We start from the raw sequence: 25,366 nt of genomic DNA on the forward strand, positions 1-25,366 counted from the left end.
TATACACTTATACAAATGCACCATTTAATTTCATAAAAACGACATTGCGCCCTGTTGCGGTGCCGTGGCTTCTTGGTAAAGTCGAGGAAAAAACATAAGTCCAACTCCATCTGGTGAATGTCTACATGATCGAATCTGTCGAAGATTTCCTCGCGCGCCTCAAGCAACGCGACCCGGCCCAGCCTGAATTCCATCAGGCGGTCGAAGAGGTGCTGCGCAGCCTCTGGCCGTTCCTCGAAGCTAATCCACACTACCTGCAGGCCGGTATCCTCGAGCGTATGGTCGAGCCTGAGCGGGCGATCCTGTTTCGTGTGTCGTGGGTCGATGACCAGGGCAAGGTCCAGGTCAACCGCGGCTACCGCATCCAGATGAGCAGTGCCATCGGCCCGTACAAGGGCGGCCTGCGCTTCCACCGCTCGGTGAACCTTGGCGTGCTCAAATTCCTGGCCTTCGAACAGGTATTCAAGAACTCCCTGACCTCGCTGCCCATGGGCGGCGGCAAGGGCGGCTCGGACTTCGATCCGAAGGGCAAGAGCGATGCTGAAGTCATGCGCTTCTGCCAGGCATTCATGAGCGAGCTTTACCGCCACATCGGTGCCGACCTCGATGTGCCGGCCGGCGATATCGGCGTTGGCGCCCGCGAGATCGGCTTCCTGTTCGGCCAGTACAAGCGCCTGGCCAACCAGTTCACCTCGGTGCTGACCGGCAAAGGCATGACTTACGGCGGCAGCCTGATCCGCCCGGAAGCCACCGGCTACGGCTGCGTGTACTTCGCCGAAGAAATGCTCAAGCGCCAGGACCTGCGCATCGACGGTCGCCGGGTGGCCATCTCCGGCTCCGGCAACGTTGCCCAGTATGCGGCGCGCAAGGTCATGGACCTGGGCGGCAAGGTGATCTCGCTGTCCGACTCCGAAGGCACCCTGTACTGCGAAGCCGGCATGAGCGACGAGCAGTGGGATGCGCTGATGGAGCTGAAAAACGTCAAGCGCGGCCGTATCAGCGAGCTGGCCGAGCGTTTCGGCCTGGAGTTCCGCAAGGGCCAGCGCCCCTGGAACCTGGCCTGCGACATTGCCCTGCCATGCGCGACGCAGAACGAACTGGACGCCGAAGACGCCCGCACCCTGCTGCGCAACGGCTGCCTCTGCGTGGCCGAAGGCGCCAACATGCCGACCACCCTCGAGGCTGTGGATATCTTCATCGAGGCCGGCATTCTCTTCGCCCCGGGCAAGGCCTCCAACGCCGGCGGCGTGGCCGTCAGTGGCCTGGAGATGTCGCAGAACGCCATGCGCCTGCTGTGGACCGCCGGTGAAGTGGACAGCAAGCTGCACAACATCATGCAGTCGATCCACCATGCCTGCGTGCACTACGGCGAAGAGAACGGCCGCATCAACTACGTCAAAGGCGCCAACATCGCCGGCTTCGTCAAGGTTGCCGATGCCATGCTGGCCCAGGGCGTGGTTTAAGTCTCGGGCTCGACGGCGACGACTTCGGGTGCTTGCGGCCTATTTGTGTCGATAGGCGCGCGCGGCGTCGCGATCCTTTTCTTCCTGCCACTGCTCATCGCGCTCATCCCAGTGACGGGCGCGATACTCCTGCAGGTCCTGGTTCTCCTGCATGGCGTGGCACTGGCGAAAGCCGTCGTCCCAGCCGGACTCGTACTGGCGGTTGTGCAGGTAGCGCGGCACGTCTTTGCGAAAGTCCCCGGCCATCACCCCGGCGGCCTGGCGACCGCTGCTGCAACCGTCCTGGAAGCCATCGGCATAGGCCGGTGGGTAACCTTGATTGATCAATTGCTCATGGGTTGTCTGGCAACCTGTGAGCACACCCATTACCACCATTACCAGCCAGTACCGCCGCATGTTCAGACTCTCCGCTTGCCAGGGAAAGTCTAGGCGGGCAATTGTCGGCGGCGCGTCAAAAGGATGTGATCAAGGTATTGGGGCCTTGCTAATAGTGATACCACTTGAGCTCCAGCATCACCTCGTTCTGCGCTGACGCAAGCTTGCTGAAGTCGCGGCTGGCACTCAAACGTACACCCAGATCGCGGGACAGCTCCCACTGCTGATTCAGACTCAGGCTACGGCGCACCTCGCCATTGGTGAAGTAGTCGGCCTTGGCCTCGACGCTCAGGTTGCCCAGCGGGTTGCGCCACAGCATCCCGGTATTGAAGCCTGCAGCCGGCGCAATGAAGCCGGCGAAGTCATTGTTGTGCTCGACGCGCACCGTGCCCAGGGCAAAGCCCAGTACGTCATCGGCCAACTGCCAGGTAGCGCCGGCGCCGCCGTTGACGTGGCTGACCAGCACCTCGTCGCCGTGCTTGCCCAGCACTCGCTCAAGCCCCCCGGCGACCTGCCAGGACCAGGGTTGCAGCAGGGCGTTGCGCGGGGTCAGCGAGCGGATGGTCGCCAGGTCCAGGCGCTGCACCTGCCAGTCGTTGCCTTCGTACTGGCGCAGCTTGAGCTGGAGGATCTCGATCTGTGCGCCAAGGGGGAAGCCGTAGGCGTTGTCGTTGAGGTCGTGATAGGCCATGCGCAGGCCATATTCGGCGTAGGCGCGATCATCGCGGCTGCCCAGGCCCAATTGCCAGGTACGTGACTGGTGGCCGTCCTCAGGCAAGCCGGGGCGCTCGATCTCAAGCTCCGGCGGCGGGTTGCGGTTGATTGCCCGTAGCAGCTCGAAGCTGCGCTTGGTCCGCGCCGGGTCGCGCTCCTGACCGTTGGCGCGGTAACGCTCCAGGCGGTAGGCGGCGTCCTGCACCAGGGCCTGGCGCTCGCGGGGCAGGGCGGTGAACGCGGGGCTCTGTAGCTGCGCGGTGTCGGCACTGACGGCCAGCACCTGTTGCTGTTCCTCGGCCTCCAGCGGCTTGGCGCGCTCCAGCAGTTCGCGCTCGCGCGACGGCCGGTAGTCGATACGCTCGACCAGGCCGGCCTGCTTGACCGCCTTGACCGTGTCGGTGGGGATCGCGGTCAGCGGGAACTGCGAAGTCAGGTCCAGGCTCGGGCGCGCCACCTGCAGCAGTTCGAGCAGACGGTAGGAGCAGTTTTCGTCGAAGAAGAAGTAGTCGAACTGGATCTGCTTGAGTTCCCAGACGTGCTCGACCATTCGCCCGGTTTCTTCCGGGGTCAGGTTCAGCCGGTATTCCCACAGGTCGCGGTTTTCCAGGCTACGGTACTCGGAGAGTTTCTCTTGGTAGGGCACCAGGGCGAACAGGCCCGGGTAGCCGCCCATCAGGCCCTTCCAGGCATAGAGGATGCTGTTGTCGCTGCCTTCGATATAGGCGCCGAAGTTGATCGCGTAGCTGAGCAGGGCGGTTTCGTTGCTCTGCACGTCGGCCTGGTCGATGCGTAGCAGGGTATGGCCGAACATCGACGAGGGGCTGTTGAGGTAGGCGGCCGGGAAGATCATCACCGCACTGTGCGGCGAGACGTCCTTGAACCACTGGGTGTAGTCCTTGCAGTCCGGGCTCGGCAGGTCGTCCAGTTGCAACTGCTCGCGCAGCCAGCGGGTACGTGCCGGGAACACGCACTGGGCATGTTTGTCGCCCAGGCTCGCCGGTGCGTACAGCGCCTTGACGGTGGCGCGCAGCTCCTGGTCGGGGTGATGGGCACCGTCCTGGGCAAGAAAGAAGCGTTGGTCATCGACGTAACTGCGCCAGCCGCCCAGCTTGGCCGTCTCGTAATGGCCGAGGGCGATCCAGTAGCGGTCGGCCGCCAGTTGTTTAAGGCGTGCTTCATCGAATGAAGGGGCAGCATGCAGCGGGGCGCAGGCACAGAGCGCCAGGTAGGCAAGGCGTTTGAGCATGTCGGGCAACTAAGTCTGAATGATGCCGATAGAGGCGGACAACAACCCGCCCCGGTGAAGGGGCGGGTGGGCCGAGCTTAAGCCTGGGTGACGTACTTGGCCAGACGTGGATCGCTTTTCAGTACCGCGAGGGTGTTGCTGTGTACATCTTCAGCCGTGACATCGGCGGTTTTGAAGATGTCCTGGAAGTGTTGATGGGTAACCGCGGCGAAGTGCGCGCGATCTTCCGGTGCGACACCGAGCACCACGGCATAGGTGGTCAGTGCTTCACCTTGACCCTTGGCCATGTCTTCGGAGAGTTCGTTCATCATGCCGTTCATGGCGAACCATGATTTACCGCCATAGGTCAGCGCAGCGTTGGTCGAGCAGCCGTTGGTGCCCGAGGTCATGCCGAAAGTGGCGTTGCCGGAGGTGCCGTTGGTGGTGGATGCAAGGAAGTGGGCCGGTGTGCCGCGTTGGCCCTCGAACAGCATGTTGCCCCAGCCGCAATCCGGTCCGCCAGGGGCCTGGGCCATGGCATTGAGGGAGACCGCGGTGAACAGAGTACCCAGAAGAATCCGTTTCATAGCATTGTTCTCTTTCTAGAATTACATACCAAAGGTCAGGGTTGTCTGGCATATCTGTAGGACCAGTTGCCAGGGCGGGTCGGTTATTTACCCAGCCGCGCAGTTTGGAGTTTAGGCACGATCTAAGGGTTCCGTGATTTATTGCGAAAGATTGCCTGAAAATATTGACGTAGATCGGCTTTTCGCCCCTGCGACAATTAGCAGCGATGAGCCTTGCAACGTGCACGCGCACGGCGCCAGAATGCTGACATCCGCCCCGCCGAAGTAAGGAAGCCCGATGCCCGATCCTGTCGCTGCGAGCCTGCGTCTTGCGCCCGAAGCCCTGACCCGGCCGTTTTCCGCTGAACAGTTCGCTTTTTCCACCACCAATGATCTGGAGCCTTTTCGCGGTGTGCTTGGCCAGGAGCGTGCAGTCGAAGCCTTGCAGTTCGGCGTCGCCATGCCGCGTCCCGGGTATAACGTCTTCGTCATGGGCGAGCCCGGCACTGGCCGTTTCTCGTTCGTCAAACGCTACCTCAAGGCCGAAGGCAAGCGCCTGCAAACGCCGTCGGACTGGGTCTATGTCAACAACTACGACGAGCCACGCGAGCCGCGCGCGCTGGAGTTGCCACCGGGCAGCGCCGGGGCGTTCATCAGCGACATCGGTGGCCTGATCGACAACCTGCTGGCAACCTTTCCGGCAGTGTTCGAGCACCCGTCCTACCAGCAGAAGAAAAGCGCCATCGACCGCGCCTTCAACCAGCGATACGACCGTGCCCTGGATGTGATCGAGCGCGCCTCGCTGGAAAAGGACGTGGCCCTGTACCGCGACAGCAGCAACGTTGCCTTCACCCCGATGGCCGACGGCAAGGCGCTGGACGAAGCGGAATTTGCGCAGCTGCCGGAAGCCGAGCGCGAGCGTTTCCACGACGATATCGCCGCGCTGGAAGAACGCCTCAACGAAGAACTGGCGAGCCTGCCGCAATGGAAGCGTGAATCGAGCAACCAGCTGCGTCAGCTCAACGAAGAAACCATCACCCTGGCCTTGCAGCCATTGCTGGCGCCGCTGTCTGAGAAGTACGCCGAGAACGCCGCCGTCTGTGCCTACCTGCAAGCCATGCAGGTCTACCTGCTGCGCACCGTGGTCGAGCAACTGGTTGATGACAGCAAGACCGACGCCCAGGCGCGCAAGCTGCTCGAAGAGCAGTACGCACCGAGCCTGGTGGTCGGCCATCACGCCAGCGGCGGGGCGCCGGTGGTGTTCGAGCCACACCCGACCTACGACAACCTGTTCGGCCGTATCGAATACAGCACCGACCAGGGCGCGTTGTACACCACCTATCGGCAACTGCGCCCGGGGGCCCTGCACCGGGCCAACGGCGGCTTCCTGATTCTGGAAGCCGAGAAGATGCTCAGCGAGCCGTTTGTCTGGGACGCGCTCAAGCGCGCCCTGCAGTCGCGCAAGCTGAAGATGGAATCGCCGTTGGGCGAGTTCGGCCGCCTGGCCACCGTGACCCTCAACCCGCAGATGATCCCGCTGAACATCAAGGTGGTGATCATCGGTGCGCGCCAGCTGTACTACGCCCTGCAGGATCACGATCCGGACTTCCAGGAGATGTTCCGGGTGCTGGTCGACTTCGACGAAGACATCCCCATGGTCGACGAGAGCCTGGAGCAGTTCGCCCAGTTGCTCAAGACCCGCACCAGCGAGGAGGGCATGGCGCCGCTGAGCGCCGACGCGGTGGCGCGCCTGGCGACCTACAGCGCGCGCCTGGCCGAGCACCAGGGGCGTTTGTCGGCGCGTATTGGTGATTTGTTCCAGCTGGTCAGCGAAGCGGACTTCATCCGCCACCTGGCCAATGACGAAATGACCGACGCCGGGCACATCGAACGTGCGCTCAAGGCCAAGGCCACGCGCACCGGCCGGGTGTCGGCGCGGATTCTCGACGACATGCTGGCCGGCATCATCCTCATCGATACCGACGGCGCCGCGGTGGGCAAGTGCAACGGCCTGACCGTACTGGAAGTCGGCGACTCGGCCTTCGGTGTGCCGGCGCGGATCTCCGCCACGGTCTACCCCGGCGGCAGCGGTATCGTCGACATCGAGCGCGAGGTCAACCTCGGCCAGCCGATCCACTCCAAGGGGGTGATGATCCTCACCGGTTACCTGGGCAGCCGTTATGCCCAGGAATTCCCCCTGGCGATCTCCGCGAGTATCGCCCTGGAGCAGTCCTACGGTTATGTCGACGGCGACAGCGCCTCGCTGGGCGAGGCCTGCACGCTGATCTCGGCCTTGTCGAAAACCCCGCTCAAGCAGTGCTTCGCCATCACCGGCTCGATCAACCAGTTCGGTGAAGTGCAGGCGGTCGGTGGGGTCAACGAGAAGATCGAGGGCTTCTTCCGCCTTTGTGAAGCCCGTGGCCTGACTGGCGAGCAGGGCGCGATCATCCCGCGTGCCAACGTTGCCACGCTGATGCTCGACGAGCGGGTGCTGCAGGCGGTACGCGCCGGCATGTTCCACGTCTACGCCGTAAGCCAGGCCGACGAGGCCCTGAGCCTTTTGGTCGGTGAACCTGCCGGTGAGCCGGACGAAGAAGGCCAGTTCCCGGAAGGCAGTGTCAACGCCCGGGTCGTCGAGCGCTTGCGGGTGATTGCCGAGATGATCAGCGAAGAGGACCTCAAGGAGGCAGAAAAGGAGCACGCCGAGCAGGCCCTGGCCCAGGTCAAACCGTCCTGACCTGAGTGGTACGAGTCAAAAAAACGGCGCTAAATGGAACATGACCATTCGGCGCCGGTTTTTCCACGCATGGGCGGAATTCTTCTATTCTTCAGTTCAGGGACAGTGGTAGGTACAGGAAGAGACAGCCTTCACCTGAAGGCTGAACAAGGGTTTACCGAGGACCTCCGCCATGCCGCGCAGCCTCAGCCTCACCCGTCAATGCCTGGGCCTGGTGACCCGCATTGAATGCAGCATCCGCCCATTGGCCGGTGACAACGGCATGTGGACCCTGCTGTTTGCCGCCGGCATGGCTGGCGAGCAGCCCTCTGCGATCAAGGCCCAGGGGCCGTTTCACGGGCCATTCGTGGCCGAATCGGTGCTCAACGCCATTGTCGACAGCCTGACCCTGCACGGTTACCAACTGGCTGACGATCCGCAGATCTGGTGCGTGCACCTGCAAGCGCAACTGCGCCGGATCAACGGCGAACGCGTGCATCACGTCGGCGACTTCCAGTTCCATCCGGAAACCTGAGACGCCTGCGCCGCGCCTGTGGCAGCGTGCCACGGGCTTTTTCTGTCATGGGTGGCTGTTATACTCGCGCTCGCTTTTTTGCCAACCTGACGAGTTTTCAATGGAACGTATTATCGAAAATGCGATGTATGCCTCGCGCTGGCTGCTCGCGCCCATCTACTTTGGTCTGTCGTTGGGCCTGTTGGCGCTGGCACTGAAGTTCTTCCAGGAGATCTTCCACGTCCTGCCCAACGTCTTCGCCCTGGCTGAAGCCGACCTGATCCTGGTGCTGCTGTCGCTGATCGACATGGCCCTGGTCGGCGGCCTGCTGGTGATGGTGATGATTTCCGGTTACGAGAACTTCGTCTCGCAGCTGGATATCGACGAAGACAAGGAAAAACTCAGCTGGCTGGGCAAGATGGACTCGTCTTCGCTGAAGATGAAAGTCGCAGCCTCGATCGTGGCGATTTCCTCGATCCACCTGCTGCGGGTGTTCATGGACGCGCGCAACATCGAACCCCAGTACCTGATGTGGTACGTGATCATTCACATGACCTTCGTGGTCTCGGCCTTTGCCATGGGTTACCTGGACAAGGTCACCAAGCACTGATCAGGCGTTGTGCCAGTCAAATACCGCCCGTCCGTTGCAAAACGGACGGGCGGTTGCGTTTTTGCCTTGTGCTTTGCCTGCCGCTGTACAAAAAATGAACGGTCACTCGAAGTTCCAGTAACGAGGTATCGCAATGAACCTTCAACAACTGAACACCGAGGCCAGGGCCGGTCATGTCGATGAGTTCAACCTGATTGCCCTCGAAGGCGGTGAGTTCGTTATCGAGGCCCGGGTAAGAGGCCATGCCCATCCGCTGGTTGATAAGCACGGCAAGCGTGTGCAAGTGCATTCGGTGGTCGACGCGCAGCGCCTGCTCGACGGTTTGCCCGCTGTGCCGCTGCACCTGGTGCACTGGTCGATGGACGACGAGATGTGCGGTGGCGCCGACGCCGGTGATGGCGACCTGAAAATCCCGATGCCACGACGTTCGGCCTGGTAGCTGATCTGCGCAAGCGCAGTGTGCTAGGCTGCTCGCCCTTTTCATAAAGGGCGCGGCTGTCGTGCGCCCTGCAGCGGAGCAAGCAAATGTCCGAACTCAACCTGTCTACCGACGAAACTCGCGTCAGCTACGGCATCGGCCGTCAGCTGGGTGGCCAACTGCGTGACAACCCGCCACCAGGTGTGAACCTGGACGCCATCCTGGCCGGCCTGACCGACGCCTTCAACGGCCAGGACAGCCGCGTCAGCGAAGCCGACCTGTCGGCCAGCTTCAAGGTTATCCGCGAAATCATGCAAGCCGAAGCTGCGGCCAAGGCCGAAGCTGCCGCTGGCGAAGGCAAGGCTTTCCTGGCTGAAAACGCCAAGCGTGACGGCATCACCACCCTGGCTTCGGGCCTGCAGTTCGAAGTACTGACTGCTGGCGAAGGCGCCAAGCCAAGCCGCGACGACAGCGTGCGTACCCACTACCACGGCACCCTGATCGACGGCACCGTGTTCGACAGCTCCTACGAGCGCGGCCAGCCAGCAGAGTTCCCGGTCAGCGGTGTGATCGCCGGCTGGACCGAAGCCCTGCAACTGATGAACGCCGGCAGCAAATGGCGCCTGTACGTGCCGAGCGAGCTGGCTTACGGCGCTCAGGGCGTTGGCAGCATCCCGCCGCACAGCGTGCTGGTGTTCGACGTCGAGCTGCTGGACGTTCTGTAAGACCTATCGCGGGGCAAGCCCGCTCCTACACAATTCGGGTAGGAGCGGGCTTGCCCCGCGATGCTGTTCAGTTCCAATCGGTTCCACCGCCAGGGCGCAACGCCCGGGCATAGCAAAACAGGAACAGGTTCCTCACCAGCTCCTTGAGCACACTTGGCTCACTTGAATTCAAACCATTGAGATCCAGGTCGCCCTGGTCGCGCAGTTCGTCCAGTGCTTCTTCTTCAAGCACGGCACACACCTCGCCGGTTTCCCGGTGCAGGATGCGCAGGTAAGGATGGGGGCGGTCAAGCCAGGCGTCTATCAGATAAGTCATGGCTATTCTCCTTGAAAGCGTTCAATGAGAATAATTCTTATTATCAAAATAGCAAGTGCCTATTGGCGGTTTTTTCCCGCCGGTGGGTTGTCGAGGCCGCAGCGCGACCCCGAAACCCGGCAGAATCAGACCTTGCGGACGAATTCCGATTTCAGCTTCATCGGGCCGATGCCGTCGATCTTGCAGTCGATGTCGTGGTCGCCATCGCACAGGCGGATGTTCTTGACCTTGGTGCCGACCTTGACCACCAGCGAGGTGCCCTTGACCTTGAGGTCCTTGATCACGGTGATGGTGTCGCCGTCCTGCAGGACGTTGCCCACTGCATCCTTTTTCACCGCTTCGTCGCTGGCCGCTTCGGCTTCACCGGCAGCCGACCACTCGTGGGCGCACTCGGGGCAGATCAGCTGGGCGCCGTCTTCGTAGGTGTATTCGGAGTTGCATTTGGGGCAGGGTGGCAAAGTGCTCACTAAGGTTCCTCAAGACGTACAGGTACAAAACCTACATTGTATAGGGTTTTGTTGTCGTGGGGCGAATGCAATCGCGGGGCAAGTCGAGGCGTCGCACGGCCGCTCCCACCGTGTGGGAGCGGGCTTGCCCCGCGACTAGGGAGGTGGCGAATCAGTGTGTGCGGGCGACGGCGAATTCGCTGAGTTCGACCAGTGCATCGCGGTATTCGCTGGCCGGCAGCACGTCCAGGCAGGCGATGGCGCGGGCCACGTAGTCGCGGGCCAGCTTGGCGGTGTAGTCCAGCGAGCCCGAGGCTTCAACGGCCGCGCGGATGCTCTCGAGGTCTTCGATGCCGCCTTTCTGGATGGCCTGGCGGACCAGCGCAGCCTGTTCGGCGGTGCCTTCGCGCATGGTGTAGATCAGCGGCAGGGTCGGCTTGCCTTCGGCCAGGTCGTCACCGACGTTCTTGCCCAGGGTTTGCGCATCGCCCTTGTAGTCGAGCAGGTCGTCGACCAGCTGGAAGGCCACGCCCAGGTGGTCGCCGAAGGTGCGCAGGGCTTCGCTCTGCTCCTCGGTGGCCTGGGCCAGGGCTGCGGCGCTGTGGGTCGAGGCCTCGAACAGCATCGCGGTCTTGCCGCGGATGACGTCCATGTAGACTTCTTCGGTGGTGCTGGCGTCGCGCACTTTGGACAACTGCAGGACTTCGCCTTCGGCAATGACCCGGGTGGCCTTGGAGAGGATCTGCATGACCGGCATCGAGCCCAGTTCGACCATCATCTCGAACGAGCGCGAGTACAGGAAGTCACCGACCAGCACGCTCGGCGCGTTGCCCCACAGGGCGTTGGCGGTGGAGCGGCCACGGCGCATGCCGGACATGTCGACGACGTCGTCATGCAGCAGGGTGGCGGTGTGCAGGAACTCGATGGTGGCGGCCAGCAGGCGCAGGTCGTCGCCTTCGCGGCCCAGGGCCTTGCCGCACAGCAGCACCAGCAGCGGGCGCAGGCGCTTGCCGCCGGCCGAGGTAATGTAGTCGCCGATTTTCGATACCAGCGGTACACGCGAAGTCAGCTGTTTCTTGATAATCTCGTCAACGGCGCTGAAGTCGTCCGCTACCGCACGGTAGAAAGCTTGGGGTTGCATCGGCCACAGGTGCTCCATAAAGGTTGCGCGGCATGCTAGGTCGCGGGTCCCGGCGTGTCAAGGCGCGCTGCCCGCGGGCCGGGGGTGGGACTTGCAAGCAAAGCGGGGCTTGCGTACAATCGCGCACCCTGAACTTCCTGGGCAGCACCTGCCTTACGCAATTGCACTGGGCCGTTCCAGCCCTATGCAGCCATGCCAGCCAATACTCTTCCTATAAAGAGCTGGGTGAGCAGGATTATCGGAGAAATACCCATGTACGCAGTAATTGTTACCGGTGGCAAGCAGTACAAAGTCGCCGAAGGTGAATACCTGAAAATCGAAAAACTGGAAATCGCCACTGGCGAATCCGTGACTTTCGACCGCGTTCTGTTGGTTGCCAATGGCGACGACGTGAACATCGGCGCTCCAGTCGTTGCTGGTGCCAAGGTTGTTGCTGAAGTGATCTCCCAAGGTCGTCACGACAAAGTGCGCATCATCAAGTTCCGCCGCCGTAAGCACCACATGAAGCGTATGGGCCACCGCCAGTGGTTCACCGAAATCAAGATCACCGGTATTTCGGCTTAATCGCCTGAATCCATTTCTGGAGAATTTGAACCATGGCACACAAAAAAGCTGGTGGTAGTACCCGTAACGGTCGCGACTCAGAAGCCAAACGCCTTGGCGTGAAGATGTATGGCGGCCAGGCTATCATCCCTGGCAACATCATCGTGCGTCAGCGCGGCACCCAATTCCACGCTGGCTACGGCGTTGGCATGGGTAAAGATCACACCCTGTTCGCCAAGATCGCGGGTAAGATCAAGTTCGAAGTTAAAGGCGCCTTCGGTCGTCGTTACGTGAGCGTTGTCGCCGAGTAATCGCGCGAACGCTGGAAAAGCCCTGTCTCGCGACGGGGCTTTTTCGTTTGTGGGGTGAGTCTCTTGCAAAGCTGTTTGTATGGGCTGCCGGCGTGGGTTGTTACTGTCGTGACGGGGCCGCCGCGCTCACTTTTGCAAGAGCCTTATGTCTTTGTGTCACTCAGCTCGTCCAGCTGACGAGAGGCGGTTTTTATGAAGTTTGTTGACGAAGTATCGATCCGGGTCAAAGCCGGTGACGGCGGTAACGGTTGCATGAGCTTCCGCCGCGAAAAATTCATCGAGAACGGTGGTCCCAACGGCGGTGACGGTGGCGACGGCGGCTCGGTATACATGGTTGCCGACGATAACCTCAACACCCTGGTCGACTACCGTTACACCCGTCACTTCGAAGCCCAGCGCGGCTCCAACGGCGGCAGCACCGACTGCACCGGCAAGAAGGGCGACGACCTGATCCTGCGCGTGCCGGTCGGCACCACGGTGATCGACTCGGCCACCCAGGAAGTCATCGGCGACCTGGTCAAGCCAGGCCAGAAGCTGATGGTGGTCCAGGGCGGCTGGCACGGCCTGGGCAACACCCGTTTCAAATCCAGTACCAACCGAGCGCCACGCCAGACCACTCCGGGCAAGCCGGGTGAGCAGCGTGACCTGAAACTGGAAATGAAAGTACTGGCCGACGTCGGCCTGCTGGGCCTGCCGAACGCCGGCAAGAGTACCTTCATCCGCTCGGTATCGGCCGCCAAGCCGAAAGTCGCCGACTACCCGTTCACCACCCTGGTGCCGAACCTGGGCGTGGTCAGCGTCGACCGCTGGAAGAGCTTTGTCATCGCCGACATCCCCGGTCTGATCGAAGGTGCCTCCGACGGTGCCGGCCTGGGTATCCGCTTCCTCAAGCACCTGGCGCGTACCCGCCTGCTGCTGCACCTCGTTGACCTCGCGCCGCTGGATGAAAGCAGCAGCGCCGATGCCGCCGAAGTCATCGTCAACGAGCTGACCCGCTTCAGCCCGTCGCTGGCCGAGCGTGATCGCTGGCTGGTGCTGAACAAGACCGACATGCTGATGGACGACGAGCGTGACGAGCGGGTCAAGGAAGTGGTCGAGCGCCTGCAGTGGGAAGGCCCGGTCTATGTGATCTCGGCCATCTCCAAGCAGGGCACCGAGCAGCTCAGCCGCGACATCATGCGCTACCTCGAAGACCGCGCCGACCGTCTGGCCAACGACCCGGCCTACGCCGAAGAGCTGACCGAGCTCGACCAGCGCATCGAAGACGAAGCCCGTGCCCAGTTGCAGGCCCTGGACGACGCTCGCGCCCTGCGCCGCAGCGGGGTCAAGAGCGTGCACGACATCGGCGACGACGATGACGATGATTGGGACGAGGACGACGAAGACGGCCCGGAAATCATTTACGTGCGCGACTGATTCGTTGCAGTACACTAAACGCCGCTCTCAGGAGCGGCGTTTTGGTATCTAAAGATCTGAATAGGTTGGAAGAAGATGCGGAGCAAGGTGACGGGTGCGCAGCGCTGGGTCGTGAAAATCGGCAGTGCCCTGCTGACAGCAGATGGCAAGGGCCTGGATCGCGCGGCCATGGGTGTCTGGGTCGAGCAGATGGTGGCTTTGCATGAGGCAGGTGTCGAGTTGGTGCTGGTGTCGTCCGGGGCGGTTGCCGCCGGGATGAGCCGATTGGGCTGGGCCAAGCGACCGAGTGCGATGAACGAGCTGCAGGCGGCGGCCTCGATCGGCCAGATGGGCCTGGTGCAGGCCTGGGAGTCGAGCTTTGCCGAGCATGGCCGGCATACCGCGCAGATCCTCCTGACCCACGACGACCTGTCGGACCGCAAGCGTTACCTCAATGCCCGCAGCACCCTGCGCACCCTGGTGGAGCTGGGCGTGGTGCCGGTGATCAACGAAAACGACACCGTGGTCACCGACGAGATCCGCTTCGGCGACAACGACACCCTGGCGGCGCTGGTGGCCAACCTGGTCGAAGCCGACCTGCTGGTGATCCTCACCGACCGCGACGGCATGTTCGACGCCGACCCGCGCAACAACCCTGATGCGCAGCTGATTTACGAAGCCCGTGCCGACGATCCGAGCCTCGACGCCGTGGCCGGCGGCACCGGCGGCGCCCTGGGCCGTGGCGGCATGCAGACCAAGCTGCGTGCCGCGCGCCTGGCGGCGCGTTCCGGTGCCCACACGATCATCGTCGGTGGGCGCCTTGAGCGCGTGCTCGACCGCCTCAAGGCGGGCGAGCGCCTGGGCACCTTGCTGTCGCCTGAGCGCGGCATGCTCGCCGCGCGCAAGCAGTGGCTGGCCGGGCACCTGCAGACTCGCGGCACCCTGGTGCTCGACGAGGGCGCGGCGAAGGCTTTGCGCAAGGACAACAAGAGCCTGCTGCCGGTCGGTGTGAAGACCGTGCAGGGCAGCTTCCGCCGTGGCGAGATGGTGGTTTGCGTCGGCCCGGATGGCCTTGAGGTCGCCCGCGGCCTGGCCAACTACAGCGCCCTGGAAGCACAGAAAATCATTGGCCAGCCGTCTGACGCGATCGAGGGCCTGCTGGGCTACATCGCCGAGCCGGAGCTGGTGCACCGCGACAACCTGATTCTGGTCTGAGGAACTACCTGTGTTCAAAGGGATGATTGCAGCGGCGCTGCTGGCGTTGCCGGTAATGGCATCGGCCGAGGAGATTGGCCAGGTATCGACGGTGTTCAAGATCGTCGGGCCGAATGACCGCATCGTTGTCGAGGCGTTTGATGACCCCAAGGTCGAGGGCGTGACCTGCTATCTGTCACGGGCCAAGACTGGCGGACTGAAAGGTGGCCTGGGCCTGGCTGAAGACCGCGCCGAAGCGTCGATCGCCTGCCGTCAGGTCGGGCCGATTCGCTTCAAGGAGCAGCTCAAGGACGGTGACGAGGTGTTCAAGGAGCGCACCTCGCTGGTGTTCAAGACCATGCAGGTGGTGCGTTTCCTCGACAAGAAGCGCAATACCCTGGTCTACCTGGTGTACTCCGACCGGATCATCGAAGGCAGCCCGCAGAATGCGGTGACGGCGATTCCGATCCTGCCGTGGGCCCAGCAGTAACACCGGGTTGAGTTCATCGCGGGGCAAGTCGGGTCGCCGCACCGCCGCTCCCACTGGACCGGTGGGAGCGGCGGTGCGGCGACCCGACTTGCCCCGCGATTAGTTTCAGGCTGAAGCTTCTTCCTCTTCTTCTTTGCGCACTACCGCCTTCTCCACATCCCGGCGGCTGATGTACTTCCAGTCTGCCTCGTCGATATAGATGCCGTTCGGCCCGCTGCCGCCTTCCAGGTCGATGGCGACATGCGCCGAAACCTGCGGCTTGACGCTCGCCAGAATCGGTACGAAGCCCAGCTGCAAGCTGGTTTCCAGCAGCGCTGCCTGGTTGCGTTCGTCGATGTCGGCCGCTTCGTCCAGGTAGTACGGCAGGCGCACGCGACCGGCCAGGTCGCGGTCCATCAGGTGCAGCAACAAGTACATGTTGGTCAGCGCCTTGATGGTCATGGTGGTGCCGTTGGACGCCGCACCGTCGATGTCGGTGTGGATCACCGGCTGGCCACCGACCTTGGTGATCTCGAAGGCCAGTTCGAACAGGTCCTTGAGGCCCAGCTGGTTGTGGTTGGCCGCGACCAGGCGCGCCAGGTATTCCTTGGCCTCTTCGTTCTTGTTGTCCTGCTCGGCGCTGGCGCTGAGGTCGAACACCGACAGGGTCTCGCCTTCCTCGTACTGGCCGGCGCTGTGGATGATCTGGTCGATGTGCTTGAGCGCTTCCTTGTTTGGTGCCAAAACGATGCGGAAGCTCTGCAGGTTGGAGACCTGGCGCTTGTTGATCTCGCGGTTGAACAGCGCCAGCTGGTGCTCGAGGCTGTCGTAGTCGCTGCGGATGTTGCGCAGGGTCCGGGCGATGTCGGTGACTGCAGCGCGGCGCGCCTTGCCCAGGGTCAGGGCTTCTTCGGTGCGGTGCGAGTAGGCGTTGATCAGCAGTTGCAGGCGGCGCTCCATGTCGTCTTCGCTGTCGAACTTGGCTACGCCCTTGAGGCGGACTTGGGCGTACAGCGCCTCGATCTGGCCATCGACCCGCAGCAGGCCCTGCCAGCTGTCCTGGTAGTCGTTGAGCAGCGGCAGCAAGTTGTCCATGCTGTCGTCGACCGGTTCCATGAACGGCGTGCCGAACGGCAGGTCGGCGGGTAGCAGCTGGCGGCGACGCAGGGCGTCGTCGAGGGTGCGCTGCTTGGCTTCCATGTCGGCGATCTGCCGGCCGACCAGTTGCAGCTTGGCCGACAGCTGCTGGACGCGTTCGGTGAAGGCGTCGCTGGAGCGCTTGAGCTCGTCCTGGGCCGCTTCCATCTGCGCCAGTTGCTCGAGCTTGTCGCCTTCCTCGGCGGACAGTGTCTCGCTGCGGCGGAAGTCTTCCAGGGCCTTTTGTGCATCCAGCACCTGTTGGTACAGGGCTTCGGTCTGGGTCTTGCTCGCGGCGCGGTCGGCGGCTACCGCCTGCTGGGTCTTGAGCTGCTTGAGTTCTTTTTCCAGGCGTTCTTTCTGGTCGCGCAGGGCGGCGCGGTCGGCCAGGGCCTGCAGGGCAGGCGGCTCGATGTGCGAGAGGTCGATGGACAGCCCCGGGGCTTCGAAGCGTTCGCCCTTGAAGCCGTCGAGTACCGCTTCCAGGGATTTGACCCAGACATCGCTGTCGTCCAGCTCGATGCCGCGCTCGCCCAGCGGCAGGCTGAACAGCGCACCATTGAACAGGCGCATCAGGCGCTCGACGTCCTGCTGCGAGAACTCTTCGCGCAGGCGCGCGTAGCTGTTGTTGTCGGCGTGGTCGAGCTGCTGTTTGACTGACTTCAGGCGTTTTTCCAGCTCGCGCAGACGCTCTTCGAGGTCTTCGGCGCTGAACTGGCGCGACTGCGCCAGGGCACCGGCCAGTTCGTCGTGGGCGTCCTTGGCGGCCAGCAGTTGCTGTTCCAGGACCTTGACGTCATCGACCAGGGCGAAGCGATGCTTGAGCACCGACAACTCGCCGAGCCAGCGCTGCACGCCAGTGATCTCGCGCTCCAGGCGCATCAGTTCCTGGGTGCCGCCACGCTGGTCGTTCTGCAGGCTGTCCTGTTCGTTCTTGTAGTGCTCGGCCTGGATCACCAGCTCTTCTTTGCGCGCGCTGGCGTAGTCCTGCCAGGTGCCGAGCAGCGAGTCGAGCAGTGGCGACAGGCGATGCAGCTTGCCGCGCAGGACGTCGCGCTGGGCTACGCCATTGGCCAGGGCCTCGACCAGCGGGCCGGCGGCGACCAGCGAGTTGTAGTCCTGCTCCATGCGCCGTACGTCGCGGAAGGCTTCTTCGCAGGCGGCGATGTAGTCGACGCTGCCCGAACGCAGGCTGTGCTCGAAGGCGTCGAGGAACAGCTGCTTGAGCTTGGCCGCGGTGATCTCGCGCATGTGCAGCAGGTTGATGAACAGTGCGCGGAAGGTCTTCAGGCTCTGCTCGCTGGTGGAGCGCAGCGGGATCAGAGTCAGGTCCAGCGGGATCGAGGTGTGGCCGCCGACCAGCAGGCGGCGCAGCTCGTCAGGCTTGAGCTCGTAGGCTTTGAGGCCGTTGCGCTCAAGGTTGCTGAACAGCTCTTTCTGGCGCAGGCAGGTGTCGTTCTTCTGGTAGTGGGCCAGGTCCAGTTCGCCGGCATAGGCGAAGAACTGGTGACCGAAACCGCCACCCGGGCCGCGGCCGACCACGCCGATCACGTGCGGGCCGTGGGGCAGGTTGACTTCGCAGAGGATGTAGCTGGTGTCGGTGGCAAAGTAGAAGCGGCGCGACTGCTCGAGGCTGTACTTGCCGAAGCTCATGTCCGACATGCGTGCCAGGATCGGGAACTGCAAGGCGTTGATCGAGGCACTCTTGCCCAGGTTGTTGGCACCGTAGACCGACAGCGGGTGTTCCAGGGGGAACAGGCCGAGGCTGTAGCCGGCGGTGTTGAGCAGTGCGAAGCGGCGAATGCCGTAGCGTTCCTGGCTCATGCGTCAATCTCCTGTTGCTCTTGCGCTATGGCTCGGGCCAGGGCGTCTTCTTCGCTTTCTTCGAACGGGCTGAGGTCCAGCGGGTCGTCGGTACGGTTGAGTTCTTCCGGGCTCTCTTCCTCGACCAGCACCGGCGTTGGCAGCGGCAGGGCGCTGTGCAGGCTGGCAGCCAGGTCGCGGTCCTGCTGGACCGACAGGCAGACGTCGAGGAAACGGTGCATCGGCGGCAGGAAGCGGTAGATGCCGTTCTCTTCGTGGGCAAAGCCGAGCTGGGTCATGCGGCGCATGATCTTCTCTTCCAGCTCGTCGGGGGTCTGTACTTCGGCCTGGATGAACAGGTCGCGGTATTTTTCCAGCAGCGAAGGCAGCTCGTCGCGGCCCAGGCTGCCGCCGTCGAGCACCGACATCGGGTCGCGGCCCTGGTCAGCCAGGTGCTCGACCAGGATGAAGGTGAACAGCGACAGGCGCTGGGCAGTCTTGTTGACCTGGGCGGCGGCCAGGTCCGGGACGAAGTAGTAGAAGCCGCGGGTGTCGCACACCAGTTCAAAGCCCAGGGCCTTGAACAGGCCGCGGTACTGGTCCTGGAAATTCGACAGTTGGGCGTACAGCTCCGGGTCGCGGCGGCTGATGTGAAAGCCCTTGAACAGCTCGCGGAAGATCGGTGCGAGCTGGGACAGTTCGGAAAGATCAAGATGCATGGGCAGGGCTCGCAGTTGGCTCAGGCGATGGTTCGCGGCTCGATGTCAGAGCGAAGGAACGCAGGCTGACCAGGTGTTCGCGGGTGGTGTATTCGCGGCGCTCGAGGCGCGCGCGGGTAAAGCGTTTTTCCCGCGACAGGCGCGAGAACCAGTACAGCAGCTCGTCGGTGGCGCCTTCGGGCTCCTGGTCGAGCAGCCAGACCATCAGGTCCGGCAGCGGCAGGGCGTCTTCGCAGCGCTCGAGCATTTCCTTGACCGTACGCGGCGCACGCGGGGCATCGCCCTTGTGGCTCTTGTGGGCCTTGGGAAACTGCGCAGGCTTGGGCTCGAAGCGGGCCAGGGCATAGACGTAGGCTTCGACCTGGCTGGCGCTGCCGAGGAAGGTGCTCTGCGGGCGGGTGAACAGCGGCATGGCCGCCTGCGGCACGGCGTCCAGGCCTTTGCGGCGGATCACCGACAGGGCCAGGGCGGCGCCACGGGTCACGGCGTTGTGCCGGCGCGCTTCTTCACGCAGCGGCAGCAGCAGTTCACGAGCGTGGCGCAGGGTCAGCTGGGCGCTGGTCTGCATCTCGAGGATGCGCGCGTGGGTGCGCAGGAGCATGTCGTCGTCGACCAGGTGGCCCAGACGGGCCTGCTCGCCGAGCAAGCGCAGCAGCACGGTCTCGACCTTGCGCACGCCTTGCTCGAAGGCGCCATCGGCGTTGACCAGCTGGATCATCGGCTCGACATATTCGTCCCAAGTCGCCAGGACTTCGGCGTAACGCTGGCGCAGGGGGATTTGCCGGTCACTGGTCTTAGCGCGTTCGGCCACGGCGACCAGCGCCTGTTCGTCGTTGTCGAGCTTCTTCAGTACGTCACGCACGCGCATGTCGAGCAGGCGCAGCTGGCGCGCCAGGTCATTGCCGTCGCGAATCTCGAAGGCGTCCTGGATGTGCCCGGCCAGGCGCTCGAGGTGGCGCAGGTAGGCTTCGATCTCCAGGCACAGGCCCAGGCGGTGCTCGCGGCGCAGGTAAGCGAGGAAGTCGTGGATCTGGGCGTTGAGCTCGAAACGGTTCGGGCTTTTTGCCACCGGCACCAGGATATCCAGGCGGATCCACACGTCGAGCAGGCTGGTGATGTCCTGGGGCGTGCTCTCCAGCTGCTGGGTGGCCAGTTGCTGGCGCAGTTCGGCCAGGCTCAGGGTGCCCCCGTCGAAGCGCTCGCACAACGGCTCGAGCAGGGCCCAGTGTTCGGCTAGGGCGCGCAGGACGCGCTTGGGTTCGATCATTGGCGGGTCGACTCGTTGCCAAATAAAAGCGCCGATTGTACTGCATCAGACGCCTGTCGATTCACCCCCTTGATCGCTTCAAGCTGCTGTCGGGCGGTTTTCTGCCGATCAACAGCGGCGCCGAGCGGCGAACAACGTTAGAATATCGGCCCTGACTTATCCACAGATGGCCGATCCTTCTTGTTAATCGAGTCCCGCCGCCGCGCTTATCTCAACGCCATGCAAGTGGTGCACTGGCTGCCGCGTGCCGAACTGCCGTTCGCCGCGCCGTCGCGCCCGCAGCTGTTGTTGCCGGTGGCGGCACTCGAGGAACCGGCGTTCGAGCCGCAGGAGCAGGCACCTGCCCCCGCCAGCGTTGCGCCGAGCGCGCCGCTGGTGCGTTCTGGCGAGCGCCCGAAGATCGAGATCCCGCGCCCAGGCAGCACGCCGAAAGTGACGGCCAAGGCGGTGGACGAAGCCGAAAAGCCCGTGGTTGCCAGGCCTGCGCCGGTACCACCGCCACGCTTTGCCCTGCAACTGCTGCGTGCCGGCAACTGCCTGCTGCTGGTCGAGCTTGCCACCGGCGAGCCGCTCCAGAGCCGCGACCCGTCCTACCTGCTGCTCAAGGACATGCTGCGCGCCGCCGGCCTGCCGGACAGCCCGCAGATCATCGGCGAGCCGGTGCGCTGGCCGTTGCTGGTGCGCGGCAACCTTGACCAGGGCCCGCAGGCCGCGACCGATTTCGTCCAGGGCTTTATTCAGGCCCGGCTTGAAGAGGCGCCGTGCGTCTGTCTGTGGCTGATTGGCCTGCCTGCCGTGCGCTTTGCCGGTGAGGCCGACGCCGAAGCTTATTACCGCGAGTTGCCGGTTGAAGGCCTGGGTGCTGCCTGGGCCTTGCCGGGGCTCGAACTGTTGATGGACGAGCCGCAGCGCAAGGCGCACGTCTGGCAAGCCATGCGCCGGCTGATGGCGCGCTGGAAACCAAGCAATGAGTGACACAATCAGCTTTCGCCGGATGACCGAGGCGGATCTGGATGCCGTACTGAAGATCGAATACGCCGCCTTCAGCCACCCCTGGACCCGCGGGATTTTCCTCGACGGGCTCAAGTCCTATGAAATCTGGCTGATGTTCGAAGGCGAGCAACAGGTCGGCCACGGCGTGATCAACGTGATCATCGACGAGGCGCACCTGCTCAACATTACCGTCAAGCCGGAAAGCCAGGGCAGGGGCCTGGGCCTGCGCCTGCTGGAAGAGCTGATGAAGCGCGCCTACGCGAGCAACGGTCGCGAGTGCTTCCTCGAAGTGCGCGCCAGCAACCAGTCGGCCTACCGCCTGTACGAGCGCTACGGCTTCAATGAAATCGGCCGCCGGCGTGACTACTACCCGGTTGCCGGCGGTCGCGAAGACGCCCTGGTCATGGCCTGCACCCTGTTCGAGTAACGGCTCAGGGTTCGCGCTTGCCGTCCAGCGGATCGCGCCGGGCCAGTTCCGCTTCATCCAGGCCGTTGCCGCCGCCGATGTCATCTTCGTCGACTACGCTCAAATCCCAGTCTGCCGGGTGATCCGCACCGGCTTCGCCGGGCGAGCGGGCGCCGTCTTCAGGGATCAGGGTTTCTGGCTCGAGGTCGTCGTCGGTTGGGTCGAAACCGGCATCGACATTGGGGGTATCCTTGTCAAAGTGCAGTTCTTCAACCGAGCCCATGCGGTCTTCGTCGGTGTCGATCGGGGCGGGTTGCGGGGCGTGCAGCGGGCGGTGTTCCTGGCTCATGGTCGATCCTCCTGCGGGTGGGCGTATGCGGTGGACCTGACGGTTGGCCGAAGATTCAAAGGCGTGACCTGAACGGGCCGGCGCCTGTCACAAGATGCGCACCAACCATGAGGCTTGAACATGCACGATCTACAAGAACTGATTGATAACAACGCGCGCTGGGCCGATGCGATCAAGCAGGAAGATCCGGATTTCTTCGCCAAACTCGCGCGTCAGCAGACTCCGGAATTCCTCTGGATCGGCTGCTCGGACGCCCGGGTTCCGGCCAACGAGATCGTCGGCATGTTGCCGGGCGATCTGTTCGTTCATCGCAATGTCGCCAACGTGGTGCTGCACACCGACCTCAACTGCCTGTCGGTGATCCAGTACGCGGTGGACGTGCTCAAGGTCAAGCATATCCTGGTCACCGGCCACTACGGTTGCGGCGGGGTACGGGCCTCGATGCAGGATCGCCAATTGGGCCTGATCGACGGCTGGCTGCGTTCGATTCGCGACCTGTACTACGAGAACCGCGTGGAGCTGGCCAAGCTTGCGACCGAGGAAGAGCGGGTGGACCGCCTGTGCGAGCTGAACGTGATCCAGCAGGTGGCCAATGTCGGCCATACCACCATCGTCCAGAATGCCTGGCACCGTGGCCAGAGCCTGTCGGTGCATGGTTGCATCTATGGCATCAAGGATGGCCGCTGGAAGAGCCTGAACGCGACCATCAGCGGCCTCGACCAGTTGCCGCCGCAGTACCGCTTGCGTCCGCAGGACTGAGCCAATCGCGGGGCAAGTCGGGTCGCCGCGATTGGCTTCACCTCAAGACTTCTGCAAATCACGCAACGTCCGCGTCACCGCCCCGGTATTGCACTTGGCCCCAGCCTGCTCCGGGGTCATGTTGCGAATGCTGCGAAAATACAGCTCGCAGGTCTGCTTCTTCGCCGTCACCTGCCACTTCTGGGTACAGGCCCCCAGCGTTGCCTTGGCATCCGCCGCCGGGTTGCGGCCCATGCCCGCCTGCCAGCAGGCAGCGCTCAAATCCTGGCCCATCATCTTCAGGCCGGCCTGATCGGCCTTGTCCTGGTCGCCGCCATAGTTGGTTTTATCTGCCGCATACCAGATTGCGCTCGGGTGATTGGCGCCCAGCACCGGCACCTTTTGCCCAGGCGTCGGGCTGATGCTGGCCAGGCCCAGTACATAGAGCCTGGGTCCGTACTGCTGCTCGATCCAGCTGCGCACCGGCGAGCCGAAGGCAACCATCGGCAAGGCGGCGCCGTTGCCGGTTCGGGTCATCTCTTTGACCATCTGCAGCTGATAATCCTTGAAGTAGCCATACACGCCCTCCAGGTCTTTGCCGGCGCTGGCTGGCGCGGCGATCGGGGCGATGTCGACGATGGTCTGGTAGGCCGGGGTCTGCTCGGCAGGAATGCCGTTGAAGGTCAGCAGCGTGGCCCAGCGGTCGGTGGTGTTGGAGCGCAGGTAGTCCTGGGCCTGGGTCAGCGAGTAGTCCGGTGGAAAATGCAGCAGCTCGATGCTGCGGCGCTTTTCCAGGGCCATGCCCAGGGGCAGGAACAGGTTCCAGTTGTAGGCCCACTTGCCTTCGCGGTTGAGCCGGGTGGCGCCCTGGTAGGCCAGCTCGCCGGTGTCGAGCAGCGCTTGCAGGGGCTTGCTGTAGTCGCTCGGTACGCCCTGGATGTCGGCATGTAGTGTGTCGTTGTCGCGCTTGACCTTTACCGTCGCCGCGGCGTAACCGTCGCGTTGCACGCTCTGGGTCAGGTAGTGCTCCACGGTTTGCTCAAGGGTCCAGTTGCGAAAGCAGATGACGTTGCAGTTGTTGGGGTAGGCAAACAGCCGGGTCACCCGTTCCTGGCTGCCCAGGTCGATGCGGGCATCAGCCAGGGCGGCGCTGCTCAGGGTCATGGCGGCCAGGGCGAAGGTCAGTGGAGCAGTCGTGTGCATGCTTAACTCCTTGTTAGTTCCTCCCCGCAGTCGGGAGGGTTGCCATACTGGAGGAATTTCCCGGGGGTTGGGAAGGGGGAGCAGGCTGATGAAAACGTGGTGCAAGGCCGGGATCGGTGCAGGACTTTTACTGACAGCGCTCGCTGCCCGGCAGGCGCAGGCTGACGAGCGTGACCTGTACCTGTTTGCTCAGTGGGCGGGCGATCATCAGACCCGGCCCTTTCGTGAAATGCTGGTGGATGCACGCCTGTATGGCGTGGTGCCTATCCACCAATTGCTGCGCTCGGCCAGTGACTGGCGTTTGTGCAAGGCCGAGCCGTTTGCGCTTGCGCCCGCGGCGCAGTGGCCGGCAGTACGTTCGACCCTACTGCTGCTCAAGACCCTGGGCGAGCAGGGCGTGCTCAAGCGCTATGAAGTGGTTTCGGCCTACCGCGACCCGGTGCTCAACCGCTGCGCCGGTGGCGCCGTGGCCAGCGCCCATACCCGCGCCTTTGCGGTCGACCTGCTGCTACCTGCCTGGGCCGACCCGAACCCGCTGTGCAGCTTCTGGCAGGCCCATGGCAAGGACTGGAACATGGGCCTGGGGCGTTACCCGTCGGGGCGCATTCACATCGACACGGCGGGCTACCGCACCTGGGGTGGCGACTTCAGTGCCGGCTCCTCCTTCTGTGCGCCGGCTACCGCCAGCAAGGCTCAGTCAAGGTGAGCGAGGCAGGCCTGTGACTGGCCGATCACCCACTCGGCGAAGCAGCGGCTTTTGTCGTCGTCGAGCAGCGTCTGGGGGCTGAGCAGGTAGTAGGCCGACTGGTCCTGGATAAAGCCGCGCGGCGCCTGCAACTGGCCGCTGTCGATTTCATCCTGGACCATCAGGCGCGAGGCCATGGCCACGCCCAGCCCGGCTGCCGCCGCCTGAATGCACAGGTAGAAGTGCTCGTAGTCAGCGCGGCTACTGCCCTTGGCCGACTCCCCGCTATGACGCAACCAGGTAGCCCAGGCGTTGGGGCGCGAAGCGCTGTGCAGCAGGCGTTGTCCGGCCAGGCCGTGTTCGGGAAAGTTATGGGTGGCACTGCACACCGGGCCAACCCATTCGTCGCAGATCTTCAGTGCGTGCAGATTGGCGTCCCAGCGAAAGTCATCGCGGCGCAGGGCCAGATCGACGCCGTTGCGGGCAAAATCGATCGGCCCGCCAGCCGCCACCAGGTGCAGGTGAATGTCCGGGTGGGCGGCATGAAAGGCCGGCAGCCGTGGGATCAGCCAGCGCATGGCGATGGTTGGCTCGCACGACAGCACCAGCACGTTCTCCCGCGCCTGTTGCTGCAGGCGGTACACCGCGCCTTCCAGTTGCTCGAACACCGACAGCGTGGTGCCGTGCAGGGCGCGGCCGGCGGCGGTGAGAAAGATCGCCCGGTTGCGCCGCTCGAACAGTTGCACGCCCAGCGTTTCTTCCAGCAGGCGCACCTGTCGGCTCACCGCACCGTGGGTGACATTGAGCAGCTCGGCGGCGCGCACAAAGCTCTGGGTTTGCGCGGCAACATCGAAATAGCGAAAGGCGGACAGCGCAGGCAGTTTCATATCTGTGAGAAAAACTAGCGGATTTGCCTCACTAT

27 protein-coding genes are annotated in these 25,366 nt (G+C 63.4%); 15 read left to right on the top strand and 12 right to left on the bottom strand.

All coding sequences use genetic code 11. From position 1 onward, the window contains the following. The first annotated feature begins 125 nt into the window (after positions 1 to 125). Entirely contained in the window at positions 126 to 1,463 is a 1,338-nt protein-coding gene (gene gdhA, locus LOY22_RS03540) for an NADP-specific glutamate dehydrogenase (protein ID WP_045196574.1), read from the top strand. 39 nt (positions 1,464 to 1,502) lie between these two features. On the opposite strand, the gene LOY22_RS03545 is transcribed toward gdhA, so the two are convergent. The 3 genes from LOY22_RS03545 to LOY22_RS03555 form a co-directional block, all read right to left on the bottom strand. Then, complete coding sequence (locus tag LOY22_RS03545) at positions 1,503 to 1,859, bottom strand: lipoprotein (protein ID WP_045195929.1); 357 nt, start codon at positions 1,857 to 1,859, stop codon at positions 1,503 to 1,505. Positions 1,860 to 1,947: 88 nt separating this feature from the next. Then, the gene (locus LOY22_RS03550; protein ID WP_093387887.1) at positions 1,948 to 3,801 is read right to left on the bottom strand and encodes a DUF4105 domain-containing protein; all 1,854 of its coding nucleotides are present in this window, start codon (positions 3,799 to 3,801) and stop codon (positions 1,948 to 1,950) included. A 77-nt stretch (positions 3,802 to 3,878) separates the two neighbouring features. Then, complete coding sequence (locus LOY22_RS03555; protein ID WP_093387889.1) at positions 3,879 to 4,367, bottom strand: DUF3015 domain-containing protein; 489 nt, start codon at positions 4,365 to 4,367, stop codon at positions 3,879 to 3,881. 277 nt (positions 4,368 to 4,644) lie between these two features. On the opposite strand from LOY22_RS03555, the gene LOY22_RS03560 reads away from it, so the two are divergent. The 5 genes from LOY22_RS03560 to LOY22_RS03580 all read left to right on the top strand — a co-directional run bounded on the left by LOY22_RS03560 (position 4,645) and on the right by LOY22_RS03580 (position 9,329). Beyond that, positions 4,645 to 7,083 (top strand): Lon protease family protein, encoded by a 2,439-nt coding sequence (locus LOY22_RS03560; protein ID WP_045195935.1) that lies wholly within the window; start codon positions 4,645 to 4,647, stop codon positions 7,081 to 7,083. Between the two features lie 172 nt (positions 7,084 to 7,255). Next, positions 7,256 to 7,597, top strand: a complete 342-nt coding sequence (locus LOY22_RS03565) for a hypothetical protein (protein WP_010226382.1) — start codon at positions 7,256 to 7,258, stop codon at positions 7,595 to 7,597. A gap of 100 nt (positions 7,598 to 7,697) precedes the next feature. Continuing rightward, positions 7,698 to 8,186 carry a TIGR00645 family protein gene (locus tag LOY22_RS03570; protein WP_010226381.1) on the top strand — a complete coding sequence of 163 codons (489 nt, stop codon included), beginning with the start codon at positions 7,698 to 7,700 and terminating at the stop codon, positions 8,184 to 8,186. Positions 8,187 to 8,319: 133 nt separating this feature from the next. Beyond that, entirely contained in the window at positions 8,320 to 8,625 is a 306-nt protein-coding gene (locus tag LOY22_RS03575; protein ID WP_045195937.1) for a DUF6482 family protein, read from the top strand. Between the two features lie 86 nt (positions 8,626 to 8,711). Beyond that, positions 8,712 to 9,329 carry an FKBP-type peptidyl-prolyl cis-trans isomerase gene (locus tag LOY22_RS03580; RefSeq protein WP_045195939.1) on the top strand — a complete coding sequence of 206 codons (618 nt, stop codon included), beginning with the start codon at positions 8,712 to 8,714 and terminating at the stop codon, positions 9,327 to 9,329. 67 nt (positions 9,330 to 9,396) lie between these two features. On the opposite strand, the gene LOY22_RS03585 is transcribed toward LOY22_RS03580, so the two are convergent. The 3 genes from LOY22_RS03585 to LOY22_RS03595 form a co-directional block, all read right to left on the bottom strand. Beyond that, positions 9,397 to 9,645, bottom strand: coding sequence for a hypothetical protein (locus LOY22_RS03585; RefSeq protein ID WP_038997219.1), 249 nt, complete (start codon positions 9,643 to 9,645; stop codon positions 9,397 to 9,399). 125 nt (positions 9,646 to 9,770) lie between these two features. Beyond that, positions 9,771 to 10,112: a zinc ribbon domain-containing protein YjdM gene (locus tag LOY22_RS03590; protein ID WP_045195941.1), complete on the bottom strand. Its 342-nt coding sequence runs from the start codon at positions 10,110 to 10,112 to the stop codon at positions 9,771 to 9,773. 151 nt (positions 10,113 to 10,263) lie between these two features. Beyond that, positions 10,264 to 11,232, bottom strand: coding sequence for a polyprenyl synthetase family protein (locus LOY22_RS03595; RefSeq protein ID WP_038997216.1), 969 nt, complete (start codon positions 11,230 to 11,232; stop codon positions 10,264 to 10,266). A 252-nt stretch (positions 11,233 to 11,484) separates the two neighbouring features. On the opposite strand from LOY22_RS03595, the gene rplU reads away from it, so the two are divergent. The 5 genes from rplU (at position 11,485) to LOY22_RS03620 (ending at position 15,165) form a co-directional block, all read left to right on the top strand. After that, a complete protein-coding gene (gene rplU, locus LOY22_RS03600) occupies positions 11,485 to 11,796 on the top strand; it encodes a 50S ribosomal protein L21 (RefSeq protein WP_010225695.1) in 312 nt (103 codons plus the stop codon). 32 nt (positions 11,797 to 11,828) lie between these two features. Beyond that, positions 11,829 to 12,086 (top strand): 50S ribosomal protein L27, encoded by a 258-nt coding sequence (gene rpmA / locus LOY22_RS03605; protein ID WP_010225698.1) that lies wholly within the window; start codon positions 11,829 to 11,831, stop codon positions 12,084 to 12,086. Positions 12,087 to 12,278: 192 nt separating this feature from the next. Beyond that, positions 12,279 to 13,502: an Obg family GTPase CgtA gene (gene cgtA / locus LOY22_RS03610; protein WP_093387895.1), complete on the top strand. Its 1,224-nt coding sequence runs from the start codon at positions 12,279 to 12,281 to the stop codon at positions 13,500 to 13,502. A gap of 75 nt (positions 13,503 to 13,577) precedes the next feature. After that, entirely contained in the window at positions 13,578 to 14,696 is a 1,119-nt protein-coding gene (proB, locus tag LOY22_RS03615) for a glutamate 5-kinase (protein ID WP_045195944.1), read from the top strand. Between the two features lie 22 nt (positions 14,697 to 14,718). Continuing rightward, a complete protein-coding gene (locus tag LOY22_RS03620; RefSeq protein ID WP_093388208.1) occupies positions 14,719 to 15,165 on the top strand; it encodes a CreA family protein in 447 nt (148 codons plus the stop codon). A gap of 105 nt (positions 15,166 to 15,270) precedes the next feature. On the opposite strand, the gene mksF is transcribed toward LOY22_RS03620, so the two are convergent. From mksF to mksB, 3 genes are read right to left on the bottom strand one after another with little or no spacing between them, the layout of a single operon-like run. Continuing rightward, a complete protein-coding gene (gene mksF, locus LOY22_RS03625; RefSeq protein ID WP_093387898.1) occupies positions 15,271 to 18,105 on the bottom strand; it encodes an Mks condensin complex protein MksF in 2,835 nt (944 codons plus the stop codon). Next, positions 18,102 to 18,803, bottom strand: a complete 702-nt coding sequence (gene mksE, locus LOY22_RS03630) for an Mks condensin complex protein MksE (protein WP_010225708.1) — start codon at positions 18,801 to 18,803, stop codon at positions 18,102 to 18,104. Before mksE ends, mksF begins: the two co-directional genes overlap by 4 nt. Then, positions 18,793 to 20,070, bottom strand: coding sequence for an Mks condensin complex protein MksB (gene mksB, locus LOY22_RS03635; RefSeq protein WP_045195947.1), 1,278 nt, complete (start codon positions 20,068 to 20,070; stop codon positions 18,793 to 18,795). The genes mksE and mksB overlap by 11 nt, the downstream gene beginning before the upstream one ends. Positions 20,071 to 20,250: 180 nt before the next feature. Between mksB and LOY22_RS03640 the strand changes: the two genes are divergently transcribed. Together LOY22_RS03640 and rimI are read left to right on the top strand one after the other, a co-directional pair. Next, positions 20,251 to 21,045, top strand: a complete 795-nt coding sequence (locus LOY22_RS03640; protein ID WP_258596374.1) for an energy transducer TonB — start codon at positions 20,251 to 20,253, stop codon at positions 21,043 to 21,045. Beyond that, on the top strand, positions 21,038 to 21,490 hold the full coding sequence (rimI, locus tag LOY22_RS03645; protein ID WP_093387901.1) for a ribosomal protein S18-alanine N-acetyltransferase: 453 nt from the start codon (positions 21,038 to 21,040) through the stop codon (positions 21,488 to 21,490). The genes LOY22_RS03640 and rimI overlap by 8 nt, the downstream gene beginning before the upstream one ends. 4 nt (positions 21,491 to 21,494) lie before the next feature. Here rimI and LOY22_RS03650 read toward each other — a convergent pair whose 3' ends face one another. Beyond that, complete coding sequence (locus tag LOY22_RS03650; protein ID WP_045195953.1) at positions 21,495 to 21,818, bottom strand: hypothetical protein; 324 nt, start codon at positions 21,816 to 21,818, stop codon at positions 21,495 to 21,497. A 120-nt stretch (positions 21,819 to 21,938) separates the two neighbouring features. Between LOY22_RS03650 and can the strand changes: the two genes are divergently transcribed. Then, on the top strand, positions 21,939 to 22,577 hold the full coding sequence (gene can / locus LOY22_RS03655) for a carbonate dehydratase (protein WP_038614773.1): 639 nt from the start codon (positions 21,939 to 21,941) through the stop codon (positions 22,575 to 22,577). Positions 22,578 to 22,619: 42 nt separating this feature from the next. Here can and LOY22_RS03660 read toward each other — a convergent pair whose 3' ends face one another. After that, complete coding sequence (locus LOY22_RS03660) at positions 22,620 to 23,759, bottom strand: hypothetical protein (protein WP_093387904.1); 1,140 nt, start codon at positions 23,757 to 23,759, stop codon at positions 22,620 to 22,622. A gap of 88 nt (positions 23,760 to 23,847) precedes the next feature. Between LOY22_RS03660 and LOY22_RS03665 the strand changes: the two genes are divergently transcribed. Continuing rightward, positions 23,848 to 24,465 (top strand): D-Ala-D-Ala carboxypeptidase family metallohydrolase, encoded by a 618-nt coding sequence (locus LOY22_RS03665; protein WP_045195956.1) that lies wholly within the window; start codon positions 23,848 to 23,850, stop codon positions 24,463 to 24,465. Here LOY22_RS03665 and LOY22_RS03670 read toward each other — a convergent pair. Continuing rightward, the gene (locus LOY22_RS03670) at positions 24,453 to 25,331 is read right to left on the bottom strand and encodes a LysR substrate-binding domain-containing protein (RefSeq protein ID WP_045195957.1); all 879 of its coding nucleotides are present in this window, start codon (positions 25,329 to 25,331) and stop codon (positions 24,453 to 24,455) included. The two genes, LOY22_RS03665 and LOY22_RS03670, sit on opposite strands and share 13 nt — an antisense overlap. Between the last annotated feature and the right edge of the window lie 35 nt (positions 25,332 to 25,366).

Origin of the sequence: Pseudomonas sp. B21-035 (genome assembly GCF_024748945.1) — a bacterium.
Taxonomy (GTDB): Bacteria; Pseudomonadota; Gammaproteobacteria; order Pseudomonadales; family Pseudomonadaceae; genus Aquipseudomonas.